Origin of the sequence: Streptomyces olindensis (assembly GCF_040645895.1) — a bacterium.
Taxonomy (GTDB): Bacteria; Actinomycetota; Actinomycetes; order Streptomycetales; family Streptomycetaceae; genus Streptomyces; species Streptomyces olindensis.
Map to the genome: position 1 here is coordinate 37,859 of NZ_JBEYZD010000042.1, position 18,433 is coordinate 56,291.

The 18,433-nt window shown below is 68.2% G+C and carries 8 protein-coding genes; 4 read left to right on the plus strand and 4 right to left on the minus strand.

Annotated elements, in window-relative coordinates; genetic code table 11:
- Positions 1–1,161: an acyl-CoA dehydrogenase family protein gene (locus tag ABZ948_RS25495; RefSeq protein ID WP_359763193.1), complete on the plus strand. Its 1,161-nt coding sequence runs from the start codon at positions 1–3 to the stop codon at positions 1,159–1,161.
- Positions 1,162–1,244: 83 nt separating this feature from the next.
- Here ABZ948_RS25495 and ABZ948_RS25500 read toward each other — a convergent pair whose 3' ends face one another.
- The 4 genes from ABZ948_RS25500 to ABZ948_RS25515 form a co-directional block, all read right to left on the minus strand.
- A complete protein-coding gene (locus ABZ948_RS25500) occupies positions 1,245–1,694 on the minus strand; it encodes a hypothetical protein (protein ID WP_359763195.1) in 450 nt (149 codons plus the stop codon).
- Positions 1,681–8,514 (minus strand): RHS repeat-associated core domain-containing protein, encoded by a 6,834-nt coding sequence (locus ABZ948_RS25505; RefSeq protein ID WP_359763196.1) that lies wholly within the window; start codon positions 8,512–8,514, stop codon positions 1,681–1,683. The genes ABZ948_RS25500 and ABZ948_RS25505 overlap by 14 nt, the downstream gene beginning before the upstream one ends.
- Before the next feature lie 99 nt (positions 8,515–8,613).
- Complete coding sequence (locus ABZ948_RS25510; RefSeq protein WP_359763198.1) at positions 8,614–12,225, minus strand: LamG-like jellyroll fold domain-containing protein; 3,612 nt, start codon at positions 12,223–12,225, stop codon at positions 8,614–8,616.
- Positions 12,226–12,257: 32 nt separating this feature from the next.
- Positions 12,258–13,661 (minus strand): integrin alpha, encoded by a 1,404-nt coding sequence (locus tag ABZ948_RS25515; protein ID WP_359763200.1) that lies wholly within the window; start codon positions 13,659–13,661, stop codon positions 12,258–12,260.
- Positions 13,662–14,144: 483 nt separating this feature from the next.
- Between ABZ948_RS25515 and ABZ948_RS25520 the strand changes: the two genes are divergently transcribed.
- The 3 genes from ABZ948_RS25520 to ABZ948_RS25530 all read left to right on the plus strand — a co-directional run bounded on the left by ABZ948_RS25520 (position 14,145) and on the right by ABZ948_RS25530 (position 18,378).
- Positions 14,145–16,151, plus strand: coding sequence for a glycosyltransferase (locus tag ABZ948_RS25520; protein WP_359763202.1), 2,007 nt, complete (start codon positions 14,145–14,147; stop codon positions 16,149–16,151).
- A gap of 197 nt (positions 16,152–16,348) precedes the next feature.
- Positions 16,349–17,392, plus strand: a complete 1,044-nt coding sequence (locus ABZ948_RS25525) for an ABC transporter substrate-binding protein (protein ID WP_359763204.1) — start codon at positions 16,349–16,351, stop codon at positions 17,390–17,392.
- Positions 17,393–17,523: 131 nt separating this feature from the next.
- On the plus strand, positions 17,524–18,378 hold the full coding sequence (locus ABZ948_RS25530; RefSeq protein ID WP_359763206.1) for a siderophore-interacting protein: 855 nt from the start codon (positions 17,524–17,526) through the stop codon (positions 18,376–18,378).
- Positions 18,379–18,433 lie beyond the last annotated feature (55 nt).

Here is an 18,433-nt window from a genome sequence, read left to right on the forward strand (position 1 = left end):
ATGGATTACCGTCTCTCCCCCGAGCTGGAGGAACTCCGCCGCACGGTCGAGGAATTCGCGCACGAGGTGGTGGCGCCGAAGATCGGCGACTTCTACGAGCGGCATGAGTTCCCGTACGAGATCGTCCGCGAGATGGGCCGCATGGGCCTGTTCGGCCTGCCGTTCCCCGAGGAGTACGGCGGCATGGGCGGCGACTACCTGGCCCTCGGCGTGGCCCTGGAGGAACTGGCGCGGGTCGACTCCTCGGTCGCCATCACGCTCGAAGCCGGCGTCTCGCTCGGCGCGATGCCCCTCTACCGCTACGGCACCGAGGCCCAGAAGCGGGAGTGGCTCCCCCGCCTCTGCTCGGGCGAACTCCTCGGCGCGTTCGGCCTGACGGAGCCGGACGGCGGCAGCGACGCGGGCGCGACGCGCACGACGGCCCGCCTGGACACGTCGACGAACGAGTGGGTCATCAACGGCACGAAGTGCTTCATCACCAACTCGGGCACGGACATCACGGGCCTGGTGACGGTCACCGCGGTCACGGGCCGCACCCCGGACGGCAAGCCGCAGATCTCCTCGATCATCGTCCCGTCCGGCACCCCGGGCTTCACGATCGCGGCGCCGTACTCGAAGGTCGGCTGGAACGCCTCGGACACCCGCGAGCTGTCCTTCTCGGACGTCCGCGTCCCGGCGGCGAACCTCCTGGGCGAGGAGGGCCGCGGCTACGCCCAGTTCCTGCGCATCCTGGACGAGGGCCGCATCGCGATCGCGGCCCTGGCGACGGGCCTCGCTCAGGGCTGCGTCGACGAGTCGGTCAAGTACGCCAAGGAGCGCCACGCCTTCGGCAGGCCGATCGCCGCGAACCAGGCGATCCAGTTCAAGATCGCCGACATGGAGATGAAGGCCCACACGGCGCGCCTGGCCTGGCGCGACGCGGCGGCCCGCCTGGTCGCCGGCGAACCCTTCAAGAAGGAGGCGGCCCTGGCCAAGCTCCACTCCTCCACCATCGCGGTCGACAACGCCCGCGAGGCCACCCAGATCCACGGCGGCTACGGCTTCATGAACGAGTACCCGGTCGCCCGCATGTGGCGCGACTCCAAGATCCTGGAGATCGGCGAGGGCACGAGCGAGGTCCAGCGGATGCTGATCGCGCGGGAGTTGGGCCTGATCAGCTGAGGGATACGCCGAGCGGGTACGCGACTCGCAAAGGCCCGCTGGGACCCACCGATTTGCGGTGGGCCCCAGCGACTTGCTCGCGATTACGCGCCACCCCGATCCAAAACATCCAGGTCTCCTTCGAAGGAGACCACCACGATCCACGCTCGATCTTCTCCCAGGAAGTAATGATGCTCTGGCACCTCGAGAAGGGCGGCAGTAACCGAAGCTGCCTCATTGTCAGAGAAACGCACGCCGTAGGGCGAGACTCCGTCTCCCACGTGGTCTACAACAGAGCCCGGCCTGGTTCGTACGCAGATTTCCCTGGACGCACTCATCGCGAGAAGCTGCTCATCTTCGATTCTCCAATGACGATGCAGCCCATCCACGCGACCCCAGTCAATCTTGCCCCCAACGAACGGGAATTGGAGTTCCAGCCAGTCGAACACTTCTGACGCGCTCGTTCTCTCCAGGGAAGCCAGAGGCGGCACGGAGAACACCTCCTCTTCCCAGTAGTCACCAGACAACCCGAATCCTCCCTCAACCGCATCCATGCAGACCCTGAAGTTTGGTCACGGTCGCCTCAGTGGCCTTGAACTGGAAGTGCGGACCTTTTTCCTTACCTGCCCATACATTGATATGAGCCCCGCTTCGATCATCGAATTCTATTCGGAAGCCCACTTTGCCGTTAGCCGTCTGCATGCCGATCGGCTTACCCTTGATCGACCCGAACTTACCCAGCGTTACTTTCTCGGCCCTGAAACCGCGAGAACTCAGCCAATCGAGAGCCTGATTCCGTGCCCGGTTGAAGTCATCGGTGACAGGCTCGCCGCCATCATTGTGCACCAGTACTGGCGTAGCTCCTGCGAGCACAAAGTACGTGTGCAGATTACTGACCGTGAGGTTGTGAACGGCAGCCGAGCCGACCGTCCACCGCTCCACCGAAGTGACCTGGACCCGCGTCCCCGTCCCGGTCCGCAGCCATGCTCCGGCCTTCAGATCAGTTGCATCGACCCACTCCCCCAGCTCCGGCACCCAGAACGGATGACCATCCGTCGCAGTGACCGACGCCGTCTTCGAGCCCTTCTTGCCGTCGATGTCCACCGTGATCTTGACGAGGTGCTTGACGCCCTTGCCCTTGATCTCGGCCGTGACCGTCTCGATCTTGGTCTCGCCCGTGACCGGGTCGGTCGCCAAGACCTTGTCGCCGATGTCGACGTCCTTGATCTTTTTGGTGGAGCCGTCGGCCATCAACACCTTGGTGTCTGGCGTGAAGCTGTTCCCCACCTTGCAGGTCACGGCTTCCGTGGCCTCGTCCGCCGCCTTGCTGCTCTTACGCCAGTCCTGGAAGCTCTCCCACAGCCTGCGGCTCAGGGCTCCGATGCGTTTGATCAAGGCCCAGGCCTTGTCCATCTTGTTCCAGTACTTCGCGGCCAGCCGCGCCAGCGGTCCGCCGGCCACGAGTGACGACACCACGTTGAGCGCCGTGGCCCCGCAGGAGCCCAACGCGCCCGTGGTGAAGCAGTCCAGCGCGTCCGTGATGCCCAGCTCGTCCGCGATGATCTGCCCGAGCTCCTTGGCAACGGCGATCGCACGCTGCTTGGCTGCGTCCGCCCGCGCCTGCTGCTGCCGCGCCCGGTGCTGCGCCGGCGACTCCTTCGGCTTCTTGACGCCGTAGTACGTGTAGTACGTGTCGGTCGCCTTGACGTCCCACCCGCCGTCACGGTTCAGGCTGCAGGTGATGCCGACGTTCACGCAGTCGTCGGGTGCCAGGCCGCTCGGGTCCGAGAAGGTGACCGGGTTGTTGTTGCTGTAGGAGTAACCGTTGATCTGTTGCGGATCGGTGTAGTCGATGATCGGGTCCGCCGAGATGAAGCGGCCCGTGTCGGCGTCGTAGTCCCGTGCCCCGAGTGTGGTCAGGCCCGTGCTCTTCTGGACCGTGCCACCCACGAAGCCCTTGTCGTTGACCCACGCGGCAGAGGAGGCCGACGACGTCGACTCGTCACGCGGGTTGCCGAACGGGTCCGTGCGGCGGCGCGTGGTGTCGCCCGTCTTGGCATTGATCGCCAGTTGGGCCGTTCCCTGATGGTCCGACGCGAGGAAGTGGACACCGGACGCGTCCCGCATGGCGATCTGCATGCTGCCGAACGAGTAGTAGCGCGTCGTCGTCACCTTCGACGTCGCCTTGTCCAGGTGCAGCTCCATGCCCGGCAGGTAGAACGTCTTCTCCTTGGAGGTGTCCCGGAGGATCCGTTCACCCGACGCGTCGTAGGTGTACTGCGTCACCGTGCCGTCGGCGTTGGTGACCTTCGTCAGCTCACCTTGCTTGTCCCAGTCCAGCGACTGCGTATCACCGTTGAGGACACGGGTCTTGGTGTTGCCCGTGACGTCGTAGGTGTAGGTGTCCTGAGAGGTGACCTCGGGCGTCGTGCTGGTGGCCGCTGTCTTCTTCACGACCGACGACACCGTGTGAGGGCCGGAGTTCGTGCCGTTGGGGCCCGACTTCTCTCCGTACGTGTACGTCCGGGTCGAGGTCGGGGACCCGTTCAGGCCGTGCCGCGTCTCGCTCTTCCGGTTGCCGATCGCGTCGTAGCCGTATTCCGTCCAGTACGGCGACACACCGCCGACCGTCGAAGGAGACGCCGCCGATGCACAGGCCGCATCGGCACTGCCGGTGCCCCTGGCCCCGTTGGAGGCCACCGACGAGGTCCACGCGTCGGTGAGTCGCCGCAGCCCGTCGTACGTGAAGCACTGCACGTCGCTCGCGCCGCCGTTGGGCGTGTCCGCGATCGAGAGGACGTCACCGACGGAGTTGTACGTGAAGTCCGCGTCGTAGGCCGCGCTGGACGCGCCCTCGACCCTGACACTCGTGTTGGCCAGGCGGTGCGTGCCCGCCTCGAACGTGTTGTTCAGCCAGGTCTTCTTGGCTGTGGACTCGCCCGTGAAGAGTTCCACCTGTTCCAGGTCGGACGTCGGCGAGTAGGACACGCCCGTGACGTACTTGAGTCCGCCCAGCGAGGTGTTCAGGCCAGTCGGCCGCTGCAGTTCGTCGTACGTGTAGCCGAGGGCCTCGGCGGGCAGGTCACCCGCCGCGGGCAGGCCCTGCCCCTGCACGGTGCCGTCGTCGTTGTACTGGGCGGTGAACTCGTACGTCCCGCCCAGCTGCGGCTCGGCGGTCTTCGACAGGAAATACTTCGTCGAGACCGGCTTGTAGTCGTTGGCCGCGTCGAGGGTCGGGTAGGTGACCGACGAGTGGACCGCGCCTTCCTTGTAGCTGTAGACGCCGTAGAGCTCGCCCTTGGCCACCGTGTCGTACTTCGTCAGGGACAGCCTGGTGCCGGTGTTCGGCTCCCCCTGCCAGGTGGACTCGGCGCGGCCCAGCACGTCGTACTTGGTGGACGTCTTGTTGCCGTTGACCGTCACGGACGTCTGGCGGTCCAGGGCGTCGTAGGTGAACTCCGCCGTGCCCGTGTCCGGGTCGACCGCCTTCTTCTTGCGGCCCAGCTGGTCGTAGGTGTAGATCCACGCGTTCCCGGCGTCGTCCGTCACCTTCTGCAGCTGACCGGCAGGGGTGTAGCCGTAGGACGTGGTGACCGCGTCGCCACCCTGCGGGTACTGGATCTGGGTGGTGGTGTGCTCGCGGGCGTCCTTCACGACCGTCGTCTTCGTGCCGCCCGCCGGCGGGGTGATGGTGACCCGGTCCCCACCGTGGACATAGGTCGTACGGTGCTTCTCCTCCCCCTGCACGTTGAAGATCGAGGCGGTGACTCTGCCGGCTCCGTCGTACTCGGTCACCGTCTGGCCGGTGAGGTCCGCGTTGACCGGTTGGAAGAGCTGCGCGGACGGTGCACCCGCGGCGTAGTAGGTGTCATTGACCTCCACCACACGGTTGGAACCGTCGTAAAGGGTGTCGGCGACCATGCGGCCGCCGGCCGGCCCCTCGGTCTGCTCCTGCCGGGGCCGCAGCAGACCGTCGTACAGCGTCCACTCACTGCCGTACGACTGGCCACCCTTCTCGATCTTCTGGGTGTGCACGGCGGTCGCGCCGGTGCTCCCGCGCACCAGGTACTCGTACTTGATCGACGCGCTCGCGCCGATGCGGTCCGGGAGCCAGACCGACGTCAGACGGCCCAGCCCGTCGTACGCGAGCTCGGTGCGACGGTTGTTCTGATCGATCTTGACGGAGGGCACGCCCCAGTGCGGCTTGTACTCGGTCGTGGCCGTCCAGCCGGCTCTGTTGGTCACCACGGACTTGGTGGCGAGACCGTAAGTCTCCGTGTAGGTGGTCGACGAGGCGTACTCCGTCGGGGACGAAGCCGTTTCCGCGTCCTTCACCACCAGCGGGCGGCCGAAGTCGTCGTATGTCGTGACGGCGGTCGTCTGGTAGGTCGCCGTCGTACCGCTGTGCGACTCCAGGCGCTTGGTCGTGGTCACGTCGCCCTTGACGGGAGCCGCGCCCAGTGTGGTGGAGCCGTCGTAGAAGCTCAGGTCATCCGAGATGACCTGAGTGCTCCGGTCGGGAGTAACCCCGCACTCGACGCTGACCTTCTCCACCCGCGAGACGTACGCGTACATGTGCCGGCTCTCGCTGTCCGCGTACTCGGTGCGGATGCACTGGTTGTCCGCGACGCCGACCTCGCCGTAGTCGTCGACTTGGCGGGCCCGTCCGGTCTTCGAGTCGTACTGGGTGGTGGCCCTGGTCCGGCGCCAGCCGCCGATGGCGAGGGCGACGTAGGTGTCGGTCGCACCGTTCGCGACGTAGCGAGCCCTGCGCGTGCCCCAGTCCTTGACGCTCGTGGCCGTCACCGCGGTCCACGGCACCGCCACCGACTTCTCGGTGACGTCGGCGCCGTCATAGGTGAGCGTTTCGAGTTCCTGGCCGGCCTTCCACTCCGTGTCCTCGTACGAGGTTCCGTTCGAGTCGGTGACCGAGGCGGAGCGCGTGGCGCCGCTCGCGTTCACGTCACCGTGGAGACCGCGGAAGAAGACGTGCTCGGTCTTGGTGTTGGAAGGAGAATTGGTGCCCTGCGAGGTGACGACGCGTACTCTGCCGTAACCACGCCAGTCGCCCCAGGTGCGGTACTCCGCCTTCGTGATGCCGTCGGCCTTGCTCTTGCGCCAGCCCGCGCCTCCGACGTACGTGTAGGACGTGATCCGGTCGGGGTTGCCGCCGGTCAGGTCGGTTTCGGTGACGGACTCGACGACGTACTTGTGGAACCAGTCGAGGATCGGGTCCTCTTCACCCGGCGGGTTCCATTTGACCGGGAAGCAACGCTTGGTCGAGGAGTCCTCGGCGGGCAGGCTCGTCGGCGTGCACTCGGTGGGCGCGTAACTGACGCTGAGCGCCCCGCCTGTTTCGTTCTCGACTCCCGACAGGCGGAAACGGTGGAAGGGCTGGATGTTGTCGCCGGTCTTGTCGACGCGGTTGGGAAGCTGCTTGCCGTAGAGCTTCACGGATGGAAGGGAGGCATCCGTGCCGACCTTGCCGGTGTGGTCGATGCCGTCGAGCCACAGCGACTTGGACCCGTCGCCGTTGTCGGTGAAGATCTGAGCGAGGCTCCACTCGTCGACCGGGCTGTAGGTCGCGTCACCGGTGCGGATCTGGGTGGCGATCTTCGTCAGCTTCTTGCGGGTCCAGAAGGTGGGGGAGTTCTGCCCCTCGCACTTGGTGCTCGCCTTGCAGTTCTGGTCCCAGGGCACGTCCGGCCACCGGGTTGCCGTGGCGTCCGTCAGGTCTCCCGGCTCACAGTCGGCCGCCGCGCCGACGCAGCGTTCCGCCGTGGTGAAGACGACCTGTGCCGCGGGCTTGGTGGAGTACACCTTGTCCTTGCGCTGGCCGTAGTCGATCCGCTTGAGGTAACCGCCGCGGATGTACGGCTTGCCGTTCTCGGCCGTCTTCAGACCCTGCGTGTAGTAGTTCGTCTCCTTGCCGTAGAAGAACGACATGACGTTGCCGTGCGGGTCGATGACGTGGTCGAGGTTCCAGCGCCAGGCCTGGGAGCAGTAGGCGTCGGCGAACGTCGCCTTGTAGCAGGGCTCGCCGGAGTCGTCGCCGTACACGGGGACGGTCCAGACGGAGTCGGTCTCCTCGTTGCCCGAGGCGAAGCCCGGCAGCCGGTTCTGGCCGAAGAAGTACTGGGTGCCGTCGGTGGTGGTGAGCTTCCAGTACTCGTCGTTGTCGTCGCCGTTGGTGGTGCCGGTCAGGCGCTCGATCTTGGAGTTGTCGTCGTTGGCGAGTCGCCACTGGCCCGTGGCGTCGTCCTTCACGAGTTCGCCGGACGTGCCGCCGGCCAGGGCGAGGGTGGCGTTGTCGTACGCCCAGCACTGGTCACCGAAGGTGTCGTCGTGACCGTCGTCGGCACACGGCTTGTACCTGCGCTCGATGTAACCGGGTTCGTAGGAGAATCCCTGCCCGATCCACGATCCCTGGTTGTTCGTCGTCGCCGTCTGCCCGTCGATGGACTGGGAGTTGTAGCTCAGTCCGACACTCGGCTGCAGCCCGCCGGGCACCGGCGGCGTGGTCAACGGGTACGTCCAGGTGAAGGCTCCCGACCTGGTGTCGACACCCCATTCGGACGAGGCGGAGAGGCCGGTCGCCTTGTAGTCGCCCCCGTCGCCACCACTGCTCGCGACGGCCGCCAGCACGGTGCCGGAGGAGGCCGCCGACGGTGCGTCGAGGAGTTGAGGGGAGGCACCGGAGGTGTCACCCGCGGCGCTCACGGTAGCCGTCAGCGTCTCCTGCGCCGCGTCGTTGTCACTCTCCAGGTACGTCGGCGTGGAGCAGTTCTTCTGCTTCGGCGTCGTCAGGAAGCACGCCGGGTACTGGACGAGGCGGAGACGGGAGCCGTAGCCACCGCCGTAGGCTCCCGAGAAGTCCGAGTAGTCCAGCGTGACACGAGTCGCGCCCTTGGCTGCCTCACCGTCGGTGCGGGCCACGGTGAACAGGACGCCGTCGATGCCGGCAGCCTTGGACACCATGCGGTCTAGCACCTCGACGCGTACGGCCCGCGCGGCCTTCTTCCCCTTCGCCACGGCCGCCTTCAGCGGCAGCCCCTGAGCTTTGACCGCCTTGCCGGACAGCCGCACCTCGGCGCTGCCGGCCTCGGGCCAGCGGACCTCGTCGGGCCGCCGGACCGCCGCCTTCTCGGCCTGGTCGGTCTTCTTGAAATCCTTCGGCGTGGCGTTCCGCCCCCGCACGGGATCGTCCAGGTCCGTCTGCGCCTCGGGCCTCTTCATGCCCTCGTCGGCCGCGGCCTCGGGGGCGTTCTGCGGAAGCAGGCCTATCGAGAGCGCCAGGCCGAGCAGCACCGCCGCACCGCGGCGGCCGCTGCGCCAAGCCGGTCTCGCGGACCGGAACCATGGGGGCGAGGACATGACATCTCCAGGGAGTGATCGGGGGGATGCGGGAAGCGGAGCGCAGGGGTGCTCAGGGCGGGCGGCCACCGAGCCGCCCGCCTCGCGAGACATGAGGTGTCAGGCCGAGGATTCCTCGATGCTGGCGCCGGATGGCAGGACCGAGACCGTCGCCATCAGCGCGGCGTCGAGCGGGCCCTGGTACATGCGAACCTCGTCGACGGCCCCGGAGAGGTACTCGCCGGCCGTGGCTCCGGCCATGGTCCGGCCGACCTGGAGGCTCGCCTTGCTGAAGTCCCAGGTGTTGTCCCACGCCGCCTTGCCTGCCGCGGTGCCGTTGACGTAGAGGACCACCTCACCGAAGACGGCGTTGTAGACCAGCGCGAGGTGGTCGCCGGATCCCTGGGAACTCGGCACACGGTTCGGGTCGAGCACGGTCACCGGAGTCGTGGATCCGGCGTCGGTCGCCACCAGCTGCCAGCGGGCTGCTGCGGCGCTGTACTTGACCCTGATCATGCTGCCGCTGGTGCCGGACAGTGCGAGCACCGTCTGGTCCGTCGCCGGCTTCGCCGAGGCGAGTCGAGCCCGAGTGGTCAGCGTGAAGCTGTCCTGTGCCGTGAGCAGTCCCGCGGGTCGCGTCGCATGGGCGCCGGTGCCGTTCAGGGCCAGGTGGCCGTCGCCCCACACCGGTGCGGCGGGTGGCACACACTCGGGGTCGGCGGCAGGGTCACAGGAGTCGTCCGGCACATAGACAGCGGCGCCTCCACCGAGGGTCAGTCCGGTACCGCCCGCAGCCTCCGGAGACAGGGTTCCCGCCGCCTCGTCCAGCTGCCAGTAGGCGAGCTGGTGGGGCCGGATACCGCCGAGCTGCTGCCCCTCCGTGGGCGGAACCACTCGGTCGTGCAGCTTGACGTCGGCCACGCTGCCCTTGAGGTGGTTGGTGTATCCCCCGAGGTCGATCTTGCGGCCGATCTGGAGCGCTCCTGACGCGTTCCAGGCCGTGTGGCGTGCCTGGACGTCGTCGGCCACGAGTACACCGTTGACGTACAGCATCATCTTGCCGAGTTCGGCGTCGTACACCCCGATGAGGTGCGTCCAGCTGCCGGCCACGGCGGCCGCACCGGAGACCTTCCACGAGCCGAGCGATTCGATGTCGCTCACCGGGGTGCGGAAGGTCCACGACGACGTGTCGACGTCGTACCCCAGCTCGAAGCCGGCCTGTGCGGTGCCGTCCTGGCTGACGACGGTGACGTTCTGAGTGGGCAGCGAGGGCAGCATGACCCAGGCGCTCACGGAGAAGGTGTCACTGGTGTCGACGGCGGGTGCGCCGGCATCGAGAGAGGCGTTCTCGGTTCCGTCCAGTGAAGCCGCAGTGTCGGTGGAGCCCAGAGGACCGGCCGATCCGAACGTCACTCCCGATCCGGCGGTGGCGTCGGGCGCTCCACTGCTGCCTGCGGCCTTCGCGGAGTTCTTGGCGTCACCGAGCGTCCAGGCGGCCACCGGTGCCCGGCCGTCACTGACCAGGAAGACATGGCTCGTCGGTGTCTTCTGCGGGTTGCCCGCGCCGTCCACGGCGGTGACGTGCAGGGTGTATGAACCCTCGGCCGGCGGCATCCAGCGGATGGTGACCGGGCCACCGACGGACCGAGGTTCCACCGTCTTCCGCGCGGTGTCCGCCTGGGGGCCCGAGAAGTAGTACCTGTATTGGGTCACGTCGGCGGCCGGCGAGTCCATGGTGAAGTCGCCGTAGTCGCCGACACCGGCGTGCCACTCGTCGTCGCTCGGGTACTGGGGCGACGTGACCGCGGCGGACTGAGGCTTGGTGTCGTCGAAGATGAACTCGCACCGAGTCTGGTCACCGTCGCTGGACCAAGGCCCTGAAGCCTTCTGGTCATAGCCACGGACCGCCCAGCCGATGACCGTGTTCTTGGGGAGGGAGAAGCCGGCGTGTTCGTCGGTCGACAGATCGGACCCGACGGTGTACTTGAAGGTCGCCTGGCCGGTCTGCCCGTCCCTGCTCGCGTCGGCCGTGCTCTTCTTGCCCGTCTTGGCGTAGCGGACGACCTCCGTCCCGGAGCTGTTGGTCCACCACACCTTGAACTCGGCCTGCAGCTCCTCCGAGTTGGACCCGAGGTCACCGTGGTCGTAGTCCTTGATCACGGCGTACAAGGTCGGTGCCCTGGTCACGTAGTGCTCGGTGGCCCGCCCGTACTCGCACGTGTCGCCGGGCGTCATGTTCAGGTCGTCCTGGTCAGGGCGCAGCGGTGGCCGGTTGTAGGTCACGGAGAGATGCGCGTTGCCGCAGAAGCGCTTCCAGTACGAGGTGTCGGATTCGCTTCCGGCCTTGAGGCGGAAGGTCGTGGTGTCCCATCCGCTGTCGGCGGCCTTCTGGACAGTGCCCGTCACGCCGAAGCGCACGTTCTGGTTGGTCGAGGTGCACGAGCCCGCCGGGTTCGTCGGCGACTTGGAAGCGACCGTCTCCTTCGAGGAAGGCTGGTTGGACCAGTTCGTCGACGAGTTGATCGCGCTCGCGCCCGTGCTGTTGACCCGGGCCAGCTGCACCTCACGCCCGGAGTCGCTGTAGGTGTGCACCATGGTCACGGCGAACTCGGCGCTGACGATGTCCTTGCCCTTGAAAGCGCCGGTCGGCAGGGCGAAGAACTGACGCTTGACGTCGCTGTTGCTGGAGCAGCGGTACGACACGTCGGAGGGGCATCGCCCCACACCCTCGTCGTCCCCGAACTTCCAGAACTCGGCGGTCGAATAGTGCGACGACACCATGGTCCAGCCGGTGCGGTTCGCCGTCTTGACCACGGGGTCGATGTAGACCGGATAGACGGTGTCCGCGTCGGCGAGCATGCTCGCGTCCGGTGTGAGGGTCATGGTGCCGGGTTCGAGATCCACGGCGACATCGGCCACCTGGGCGCCGTCAGGCGGGGTGACCGTTTCTCCACCCGCCGTTGCGGGAGCTGTGGGCTCCGCAGCTTCGCCCGATCCCTCGCTGGAGTCCCACATCACGGGTTGCGGCGCCTCGAAGACGGCTCCCCCGGCTGCGCTGTCGGTTGCCGTCAGTCCGCCGCCCGCCGTCTCCGACAGCTCGAGCGAGGACGTGTCGACCTGCAGTTCCAACGTGGCCAGATCGGGGTCGGCCGCGGCTTCCGCGTTCTTGACGACCAGGACGTGCGAGAAGCCCTCGGCGCTCGCCGTCACCTTGAGATCGACGCCCGGAAGGACATCGGTGTACGTGGCGGTCGAACCGTCCGTCTTGGGCTCGGGCAGCTCGTCCTGCCAGTTCAGGGCGAGCGTTCGGCCGTCCTTCTCGATCTCGGCGAAGGTGGTGTCACCACCGCCGGAGAAGCTCATCGCGGTCAGCGCGGCCTTCGGCGCGAAGGTGCCGTTCTTCTGCTTGACCAGGGTGGTGTCGATCTCCGTCCACGTGCCGTTCTGCCGCACCCGGACGGGCTGCACGTACTCGGTGCTGGTGAACGTCCCGTCCGAGTTGGCGACGGTGGTGCTGCGCTCGTCACGCAGGCTGAGGATCTCGACCGGCTTGCCCGACTTCGCGGCCTTCGCCCGGGCGTCGGCCATGCTCAGCGCCGGGGCATCGTCGTTCTTGCCCGTGGCCGCACCCGAGGCGACCGCCTTCCCGGCGGCGGGTACCCCGCTCATGCCGGCCGCCAGCAGGGCGACGAGCGTGGCGGCCACCGTGGCCGTACGGCGTCCAGTGATCATCGTGACGCGCTTCCCTCTTCCCGATCCGCTGCTCATCCGACCGTTCCGAACGCCACGCCTTCGCTGGGCAGCCCGTTCGCGCCGGGAAGGTAGGTCGTGGTGCCGACCTTGGTCGTGCCGTCGATGTCGGTCCAGGGCAGGACGTAGAGCACTCCCTTGGGCGAGTCGGCGGCTTTGCTGTGGGGGACTCCGAGGTAGAGGTAGGCCGATCCCGAAGTGAGGGCCGTGCCGGTGTAGTCACGGGCGGCGGCGGTTCCGGGCAGCCCCGAACCGCGCACGAGGGTCTTGTCGGCCGCGCCGACAGCCGAGTCCAGTGGCCGAAGGATACGAACGGCTCCCGCGTCCTTGGCGGACGCGATGTCCCTGCCGGGCACGCCTACAGCGAGCCGGACGGTCGCCGAGGTCGTGACCACGGCGGTGTCGATGTTGGCGATCGTCACGCGCTGCCCCATGAAGTCCCCGGCGGCCGGGGTCTCACCGAGATCCACGGCGTCGATCGCCGTCACCTCCGTGTACGCCCCGGACGGCTGGACCCGGAACACCGCGGCGCTGCCCGCGTCGGCGGTCTCGCCGATGTCCTCGCCCGGCGTCCCGACCGCGAGGAGCACGTCCGAGTTGTAGGTCTGGTCACCGGGCCGGTACCCCGTCATCGAGACCGAGGCTCCGAACCCGTCACCGGCTTCGGCGATGCCGTCGATCCCGGAGCCGTCCTGGTCGAGTCCGACCAGGGGCGTGGGCAGTCCGCCGGACATGGTGTGGCTGAAGACGCTCACACCGCCCGCGAACGTGGCGTCGCCGATGGCCTCACCGGGGGCGCCGACGGCGAAGAACCGATTCGTCCCGGTCACCGAGTAACCGAAGCGATCATGCGCCTCGACCTCGCCGGGGACGCCCGGATCCTTCTGGCTGACCGACACCCGCGTCGCGCCCTGGACGTAGGTGACGCAGCCCGCGTCGCCATATGTCGTCCCGTCCACGGTCACGTTCTCACCGGGTGCGCCGACCACCAGGTACGGCGTGCTGCTCGCCGTACCGCCGGCCCGCAGCGCGTATCCGAACCAGTCGTACGCCTCGGTGGACGTACCGGAGTCGAGCTCCGACTGGGTGTACCCCTCGATCTTCGAGCCCGCGCCGATGCCGGTCGGGGTGCCGTGGATGACGTACACGGCACCCGCGTCGACCAACTGCCCGCCGTCCTTGGCGACGTCTTCGTACGGAGTGCCTACGACCAGGTCGGTGCAACCGTCCCCGTCCGCGTCGTACGAACTCCGGGAGAAGCCGAACTGATCACCCGCTTCGGGGGTCGCGCCCATGCCGCTCGTCGCCTGGGAGATCTCGGCGACACCCTTGCCGCCGCCCAGGACGACCCGGACGAGGCCTGCCGCCTTGGCTCCGTTCACGGTGGCCTGCGGATCGGCGATAACCGTGTCGGCCACGCCGTCGCCATTGAAGTCGCTGGAAGTCCCCGCTGTGCAGGCTGCTGCCGCGGCCTGCGGAGAACTCACCGAAGGACCGCTTATAGCCATGGCAAAGGCGCCTGCTGTCGCAGCCCATACCCAGCCCGGACGCATACGCGTACGCACACCCACCCCTTGGGCTCATCCGGGCAGACCCACCCCCGCCCGCTATGTAAGTTGTAAGCGCAGACTAAATATGGCGTAGCTGAAGCATGTCAAGCCTTCAGCCCCGGCGAAGAGGAAGCGACGATTCTGCCAACACGGACACAAATCACCCATCGGGCCAACCGGCCGAAAGTCGCCCCGAGCTGCCAGTTCCCCAAAGGGCCACTTCACGTACACCCCTACTCCATGGTATCTTCACAGTGCATATGACATCTCCCCCTGCGCGCGTAATGACCAGACGCGCATTCCCAGCAGGCTTGGCAAGGGGACGTGCATCGTTTTTCTGGGGGAGCTCCGATGGCCGGCCCTGTCGTTTCCGTGGTTATCGCTGCGTACAACGCGATGCCCTATCTCACGCGATGCATCACTTCCGTGGCCGAGCAAAGCATCGGCCAGGACGCGGTGGAGATACTCGCCGTCGATGACGGCTCCACGGACGGCACGGGCGAGGAACTCGACCGGCTCGCCGAGGAATACCCGACGCTGTTGCGGGTCTTCCACCAAGAGAATTCAGGGGGGCCCTCGGCACCGCGGAACAAAGGGCTCGACCACGCCCGGGGCACATTCGTCTTCTTCCTGGACGCCGACGACTACCTGGCCCCCGAGGCGCTGGAGCGCATGGTGGCCATGGCCGAGAGCAACGGCACCGACATCGTGCTCGGCAAGATGGTCGGGGTCGGCGGGCGCGGGGCCCCCACCTCGATGTTCCGTCGCGACCAGCCACGCACCGACGTCTTCTCGTCCCGCGTGTACTGGACCCTCAACCCCATGAAGCTGTTCCGCCGCGAGCTTCTGGAGCGGCTGGAACTGCGTTTCCCGACGGACCTGAAGATCGGCGAGGACCAGCTCTTCGTCGGCCCCGCCTACCTGCACGCGGACGGCATATCCGTCCTCGCCGACTACGACTGCCTCTATTGGGTCGAGCGTGAGGACAGCGGCAACATCACCCTGCGGACCGGCGGCTCCGAACCCCGGTTGCGCTTCCTGCCCCGCATGGTCGACCTGCTCCTCGAACAGGTGCCGTCCGGTCCCGGCCGCGACCACCTGGCCCACCGCCACCTGACGGTGGAGGTGCAGCAACTCCTCGCCCATCTGGCGCAGGAGCCCCGGGCCGAGCAGGAAAAGGGGCTGGCCCGGCTCGCCGAGATCATCGCGCCGCTCTGGCACGAAGGGCTGGACGACCGGCTGTCGGCGATGGCCCGCCTGCGCCTGCACCTCGTCCGGCACACCATGCTGGATGAACTGCTCGAACTCCTGCGGTTCGAGAGCGAGCTGGCCGGAAGCGGCGTGGCGACCCCCGTCCTCGTCGACGGCGGCCGCGCCTACGCCCGCTACCCCTACCTGCGCGACCCGTCCCGCGGCATCCCCGACACCTGCTACGACGTGACCCGCCAGCTCGGCGTGCGCCACCACATCGGCCGCGCCGAACTCCGCGGCACCGTGCTGCACCTGGCCGGGCACGGCTACCTGCACCGGGTGGCCACCGAGGACGTGTCCACCGAACTCGTGCTGCGCGAGCGCGAGAGCGGTACCGAGTACCGGCTTCTGGTCACACACACCGCGACCCCCGGGCTCGGCGAGGACGAGGACGAGGGCCACTACGTCTACGACAAGGCCGGCTTCGAGGCCGCCGTCGACCTCACCACCGCCGGCCACGGCGCACCGCTCGCCGACGGACTGTGGGACCTGTTCCTCGCGATCGGGGCTCAGGGCGTCTCCCGCGAGGTGCGGATCGGCAGCAAGCGGGACCGCGGGGTCTGCGGATCCCCGGCGACGCACATCGTCGGCAGCGGCGACGCGCTGCGCGCCGTGACGCTGTACGCCACCAAGCCGCACGGCAACCTCACGCTCGACATCGGGGAACGCAAGCACGAGGTGCTGCCCCAGCTGAACGTCGCCACGGTGCGGTGGGCCCCCGGCGCGCCCACGGAACTGGAGTTGGCCGGCCGGTGCACGCTCGCCGCCGTCCCCGACGGGGCCCTCGTAGCGCGCCTGGAGGACGGCCGCGGCGGCAGCGCCGCGTTCCCCGCCCGCCGCGCCTCGGAGTCCGGCGGTGACTTCGTGGTGCGGGTGCCGGTCACCGAACTGCCCGCCGGGCTGTGGGAGGGACGCGTCCGCCTCGGACCGTGGACCGTGCCGCTGCCGTCCATCCCCCTGGACCTGGCCCCCGCCAAGTGGCGCCGCCGCGGCCTCCCTTGGTACGCGAAGCCGGCGATGAAGAACAGCGAGGCCGGCCTGGCGTTCACGCTGCGCGTCGCCCGCACCGACCTGGTCCGGGCCGTGGCGCGGCGCCTCAACTCGTAGGCGGGGCGGCCGGGAAGTCCCGGCCCTCCGTGATTCGGATCACTGCCTCCCCCGGCATCCCCGCCCCCTCCCCCGGGCACGGATACGAGGGCCCCCCTGGACAAGATCTGAGGTTAGGCTAACCTAAGCCTGATTCCAGCCAAGTGGCCAGCAGCCGCGCCCGCAGTGGCTCCGTACGTACGAAAGCAGACCCACCCATGTCGAACGCCAGAACCGCCCGCTTCTCCCGCCGCGGCCTCCTCGCTGCCGGTGGCGCACTCGGACTCGGCGCCTTCGTGACCGCGTGCGGCACCGAGGACTCCAAGGACGGCGGCTCGGAATCGACGGCGTCCGCCAAGTCCGGCCCGTGGTCCTTCAAGGACGACCGCGGCAAGACCGTCAAGCTCGACAAGGTGCCCGCGAACATCGTCGCGTTCACCGGTGTCGCCGCCGCCCTCCACGACTACGGCGTCTCCGTCAAGGGCGTCTTCGGCCCCACCAAGACCCAGGCCGGCAAGCCCGACGTCCAGGCCGGCGACATGGACATCAGCAAGGTGACCATCCTCGGCAACACCTGGGACCAGTTCAGCGTCGAGAAGTACGCCGCCCTCGCCCCCGATGTGCTGATCAGCACCATGTTCGACTCGGCCGGCACCCTCTGGTACGTCCCCGAGGCCTCCAAGGACAAGATCGCCAAGCTCGCCCCGAGCGTCGGCATCTCCGTCTACGACCGTCAGCTCACCGCCCCGCTGCAGCGCATGTGGGAGCTGGCCGAGTCCCTCGGCGGCGACATGAAGTCCGCGAAGGCCACCGACGCCAAGAAGCGCTTCGAGGAGGCCTCCGAGCGCCTCCGCAAGGCCGCCAAGGCCCACCCCGACATCAAGGTGATGGCCGGTTCCGCGAGCCAGGAGCTCTTCTACGTCTCCGGCACCAACTTCTCCGTCGACCTGGAGTACTTCAAGGCCCTCGGCGTGAACTTCGTCGAGCCGCCGGAGAAGGCCAAGGCCAAGACCGGCGGCTGGTTCGAGAGCCTGAGCTGGGAGAACGTCGACAAGTACCCGGCGGACATCATCATGATGGACGACCGTTCCTCGACGATCCAGCCGGCGGACATCACCGAGGCGACCTGGAAGAAGCTGCCCGCGGTCAAGGCCGGGCAGGTCATCGCGCGCTCGCCCGAGCCGATCCTGTCGTACGACAAGTGCGTGCCGCTGGTGGAGAACCTGGCGAAGGCCATCGAGACCGCGAAGAAGGTCAGCTAGGCGCCCGAGCGCCTGAGCGCCGTGAGAGCGGCGCGGGGACTGTGAGCGCGGGCCGTGCGTGGCTGTGCGCGCAGTTCCCCGCGCCCCTGAAGGGCGCCCCACACCGCCTGACGACAACTCAGGAGCCTTATATGACCACCGCCGTAGCCGCCCCGTTCCGTTTCTTCTCCCTTCAGGTCGTGCGGACGAGGCGGCTCGGGCCGTCTCTGGTCCGGGTCACCTTCGGCGGGCCCGACCTGCACGCCTTCCACTCCGACGGGCGTGACCAGTCCCTGTCCCTGTTCCTGCCGCACCAGGGGCAGCCCGAGCCGGTCGTCCCGCTGGAGCTGGGCGACGGGTGGTGGCAGGGCTGGCGGGAACTCCCGGACGACGTACGGGCCGTGATGCGGTCGTACACGCTGCGCGCGCTGCGCCGCGACCCGGACGAGATCGACATCGACTTCGCCCTGCACGGCATCGAGCCGGGCGCCGCCGTCCAGGCCGGGCCCGCCTCCCGCTGGGCGGCCCGGGCCGCCGCCGGGGACCGGGTCCTGCTGCTCGGACCGGCCGTCGCCGACAACCGGGCGATCCGCTTCCGGCCGCCGCAGGACGCCGACCTCGTGGTGGTCTGGGGTGACGAGACCGCCGTCCCGGCCGCCTCGGCCATCGTCGAGTCCCTGCCGGCCGGCACCCGCGCCCGGGTCTGGCTGGAGGTGCCCCACGCCGGGGACATCCAGGACCTGGTGACCGAGGCGGACGCCGAGATCACCTGGCTCGTCCGCGAGGAGCAGGGCGCCGAGGGCTCCCCCATGGCCCTCGACGCCCTCCGCGACGCCCAACTCCCGCCCGCCGAGCGGCCGTACGTCTGGATCGCCGGCGAGTCCGGCTGTGTGAAGGAGCTGCGCCGGCACTTCGTGCGCGAGCGCGGGATCGACCGGCGGCGGGTCACGTTCGTCGGCTACTGGCGCCGTGGCGTGAGCGAGGAGCAGTTGCGGGCCGAGGGGTAGCCACCGCCCCGCCTCGACCCGACCCGACCCGACCCGACACAACACGACACGAAGT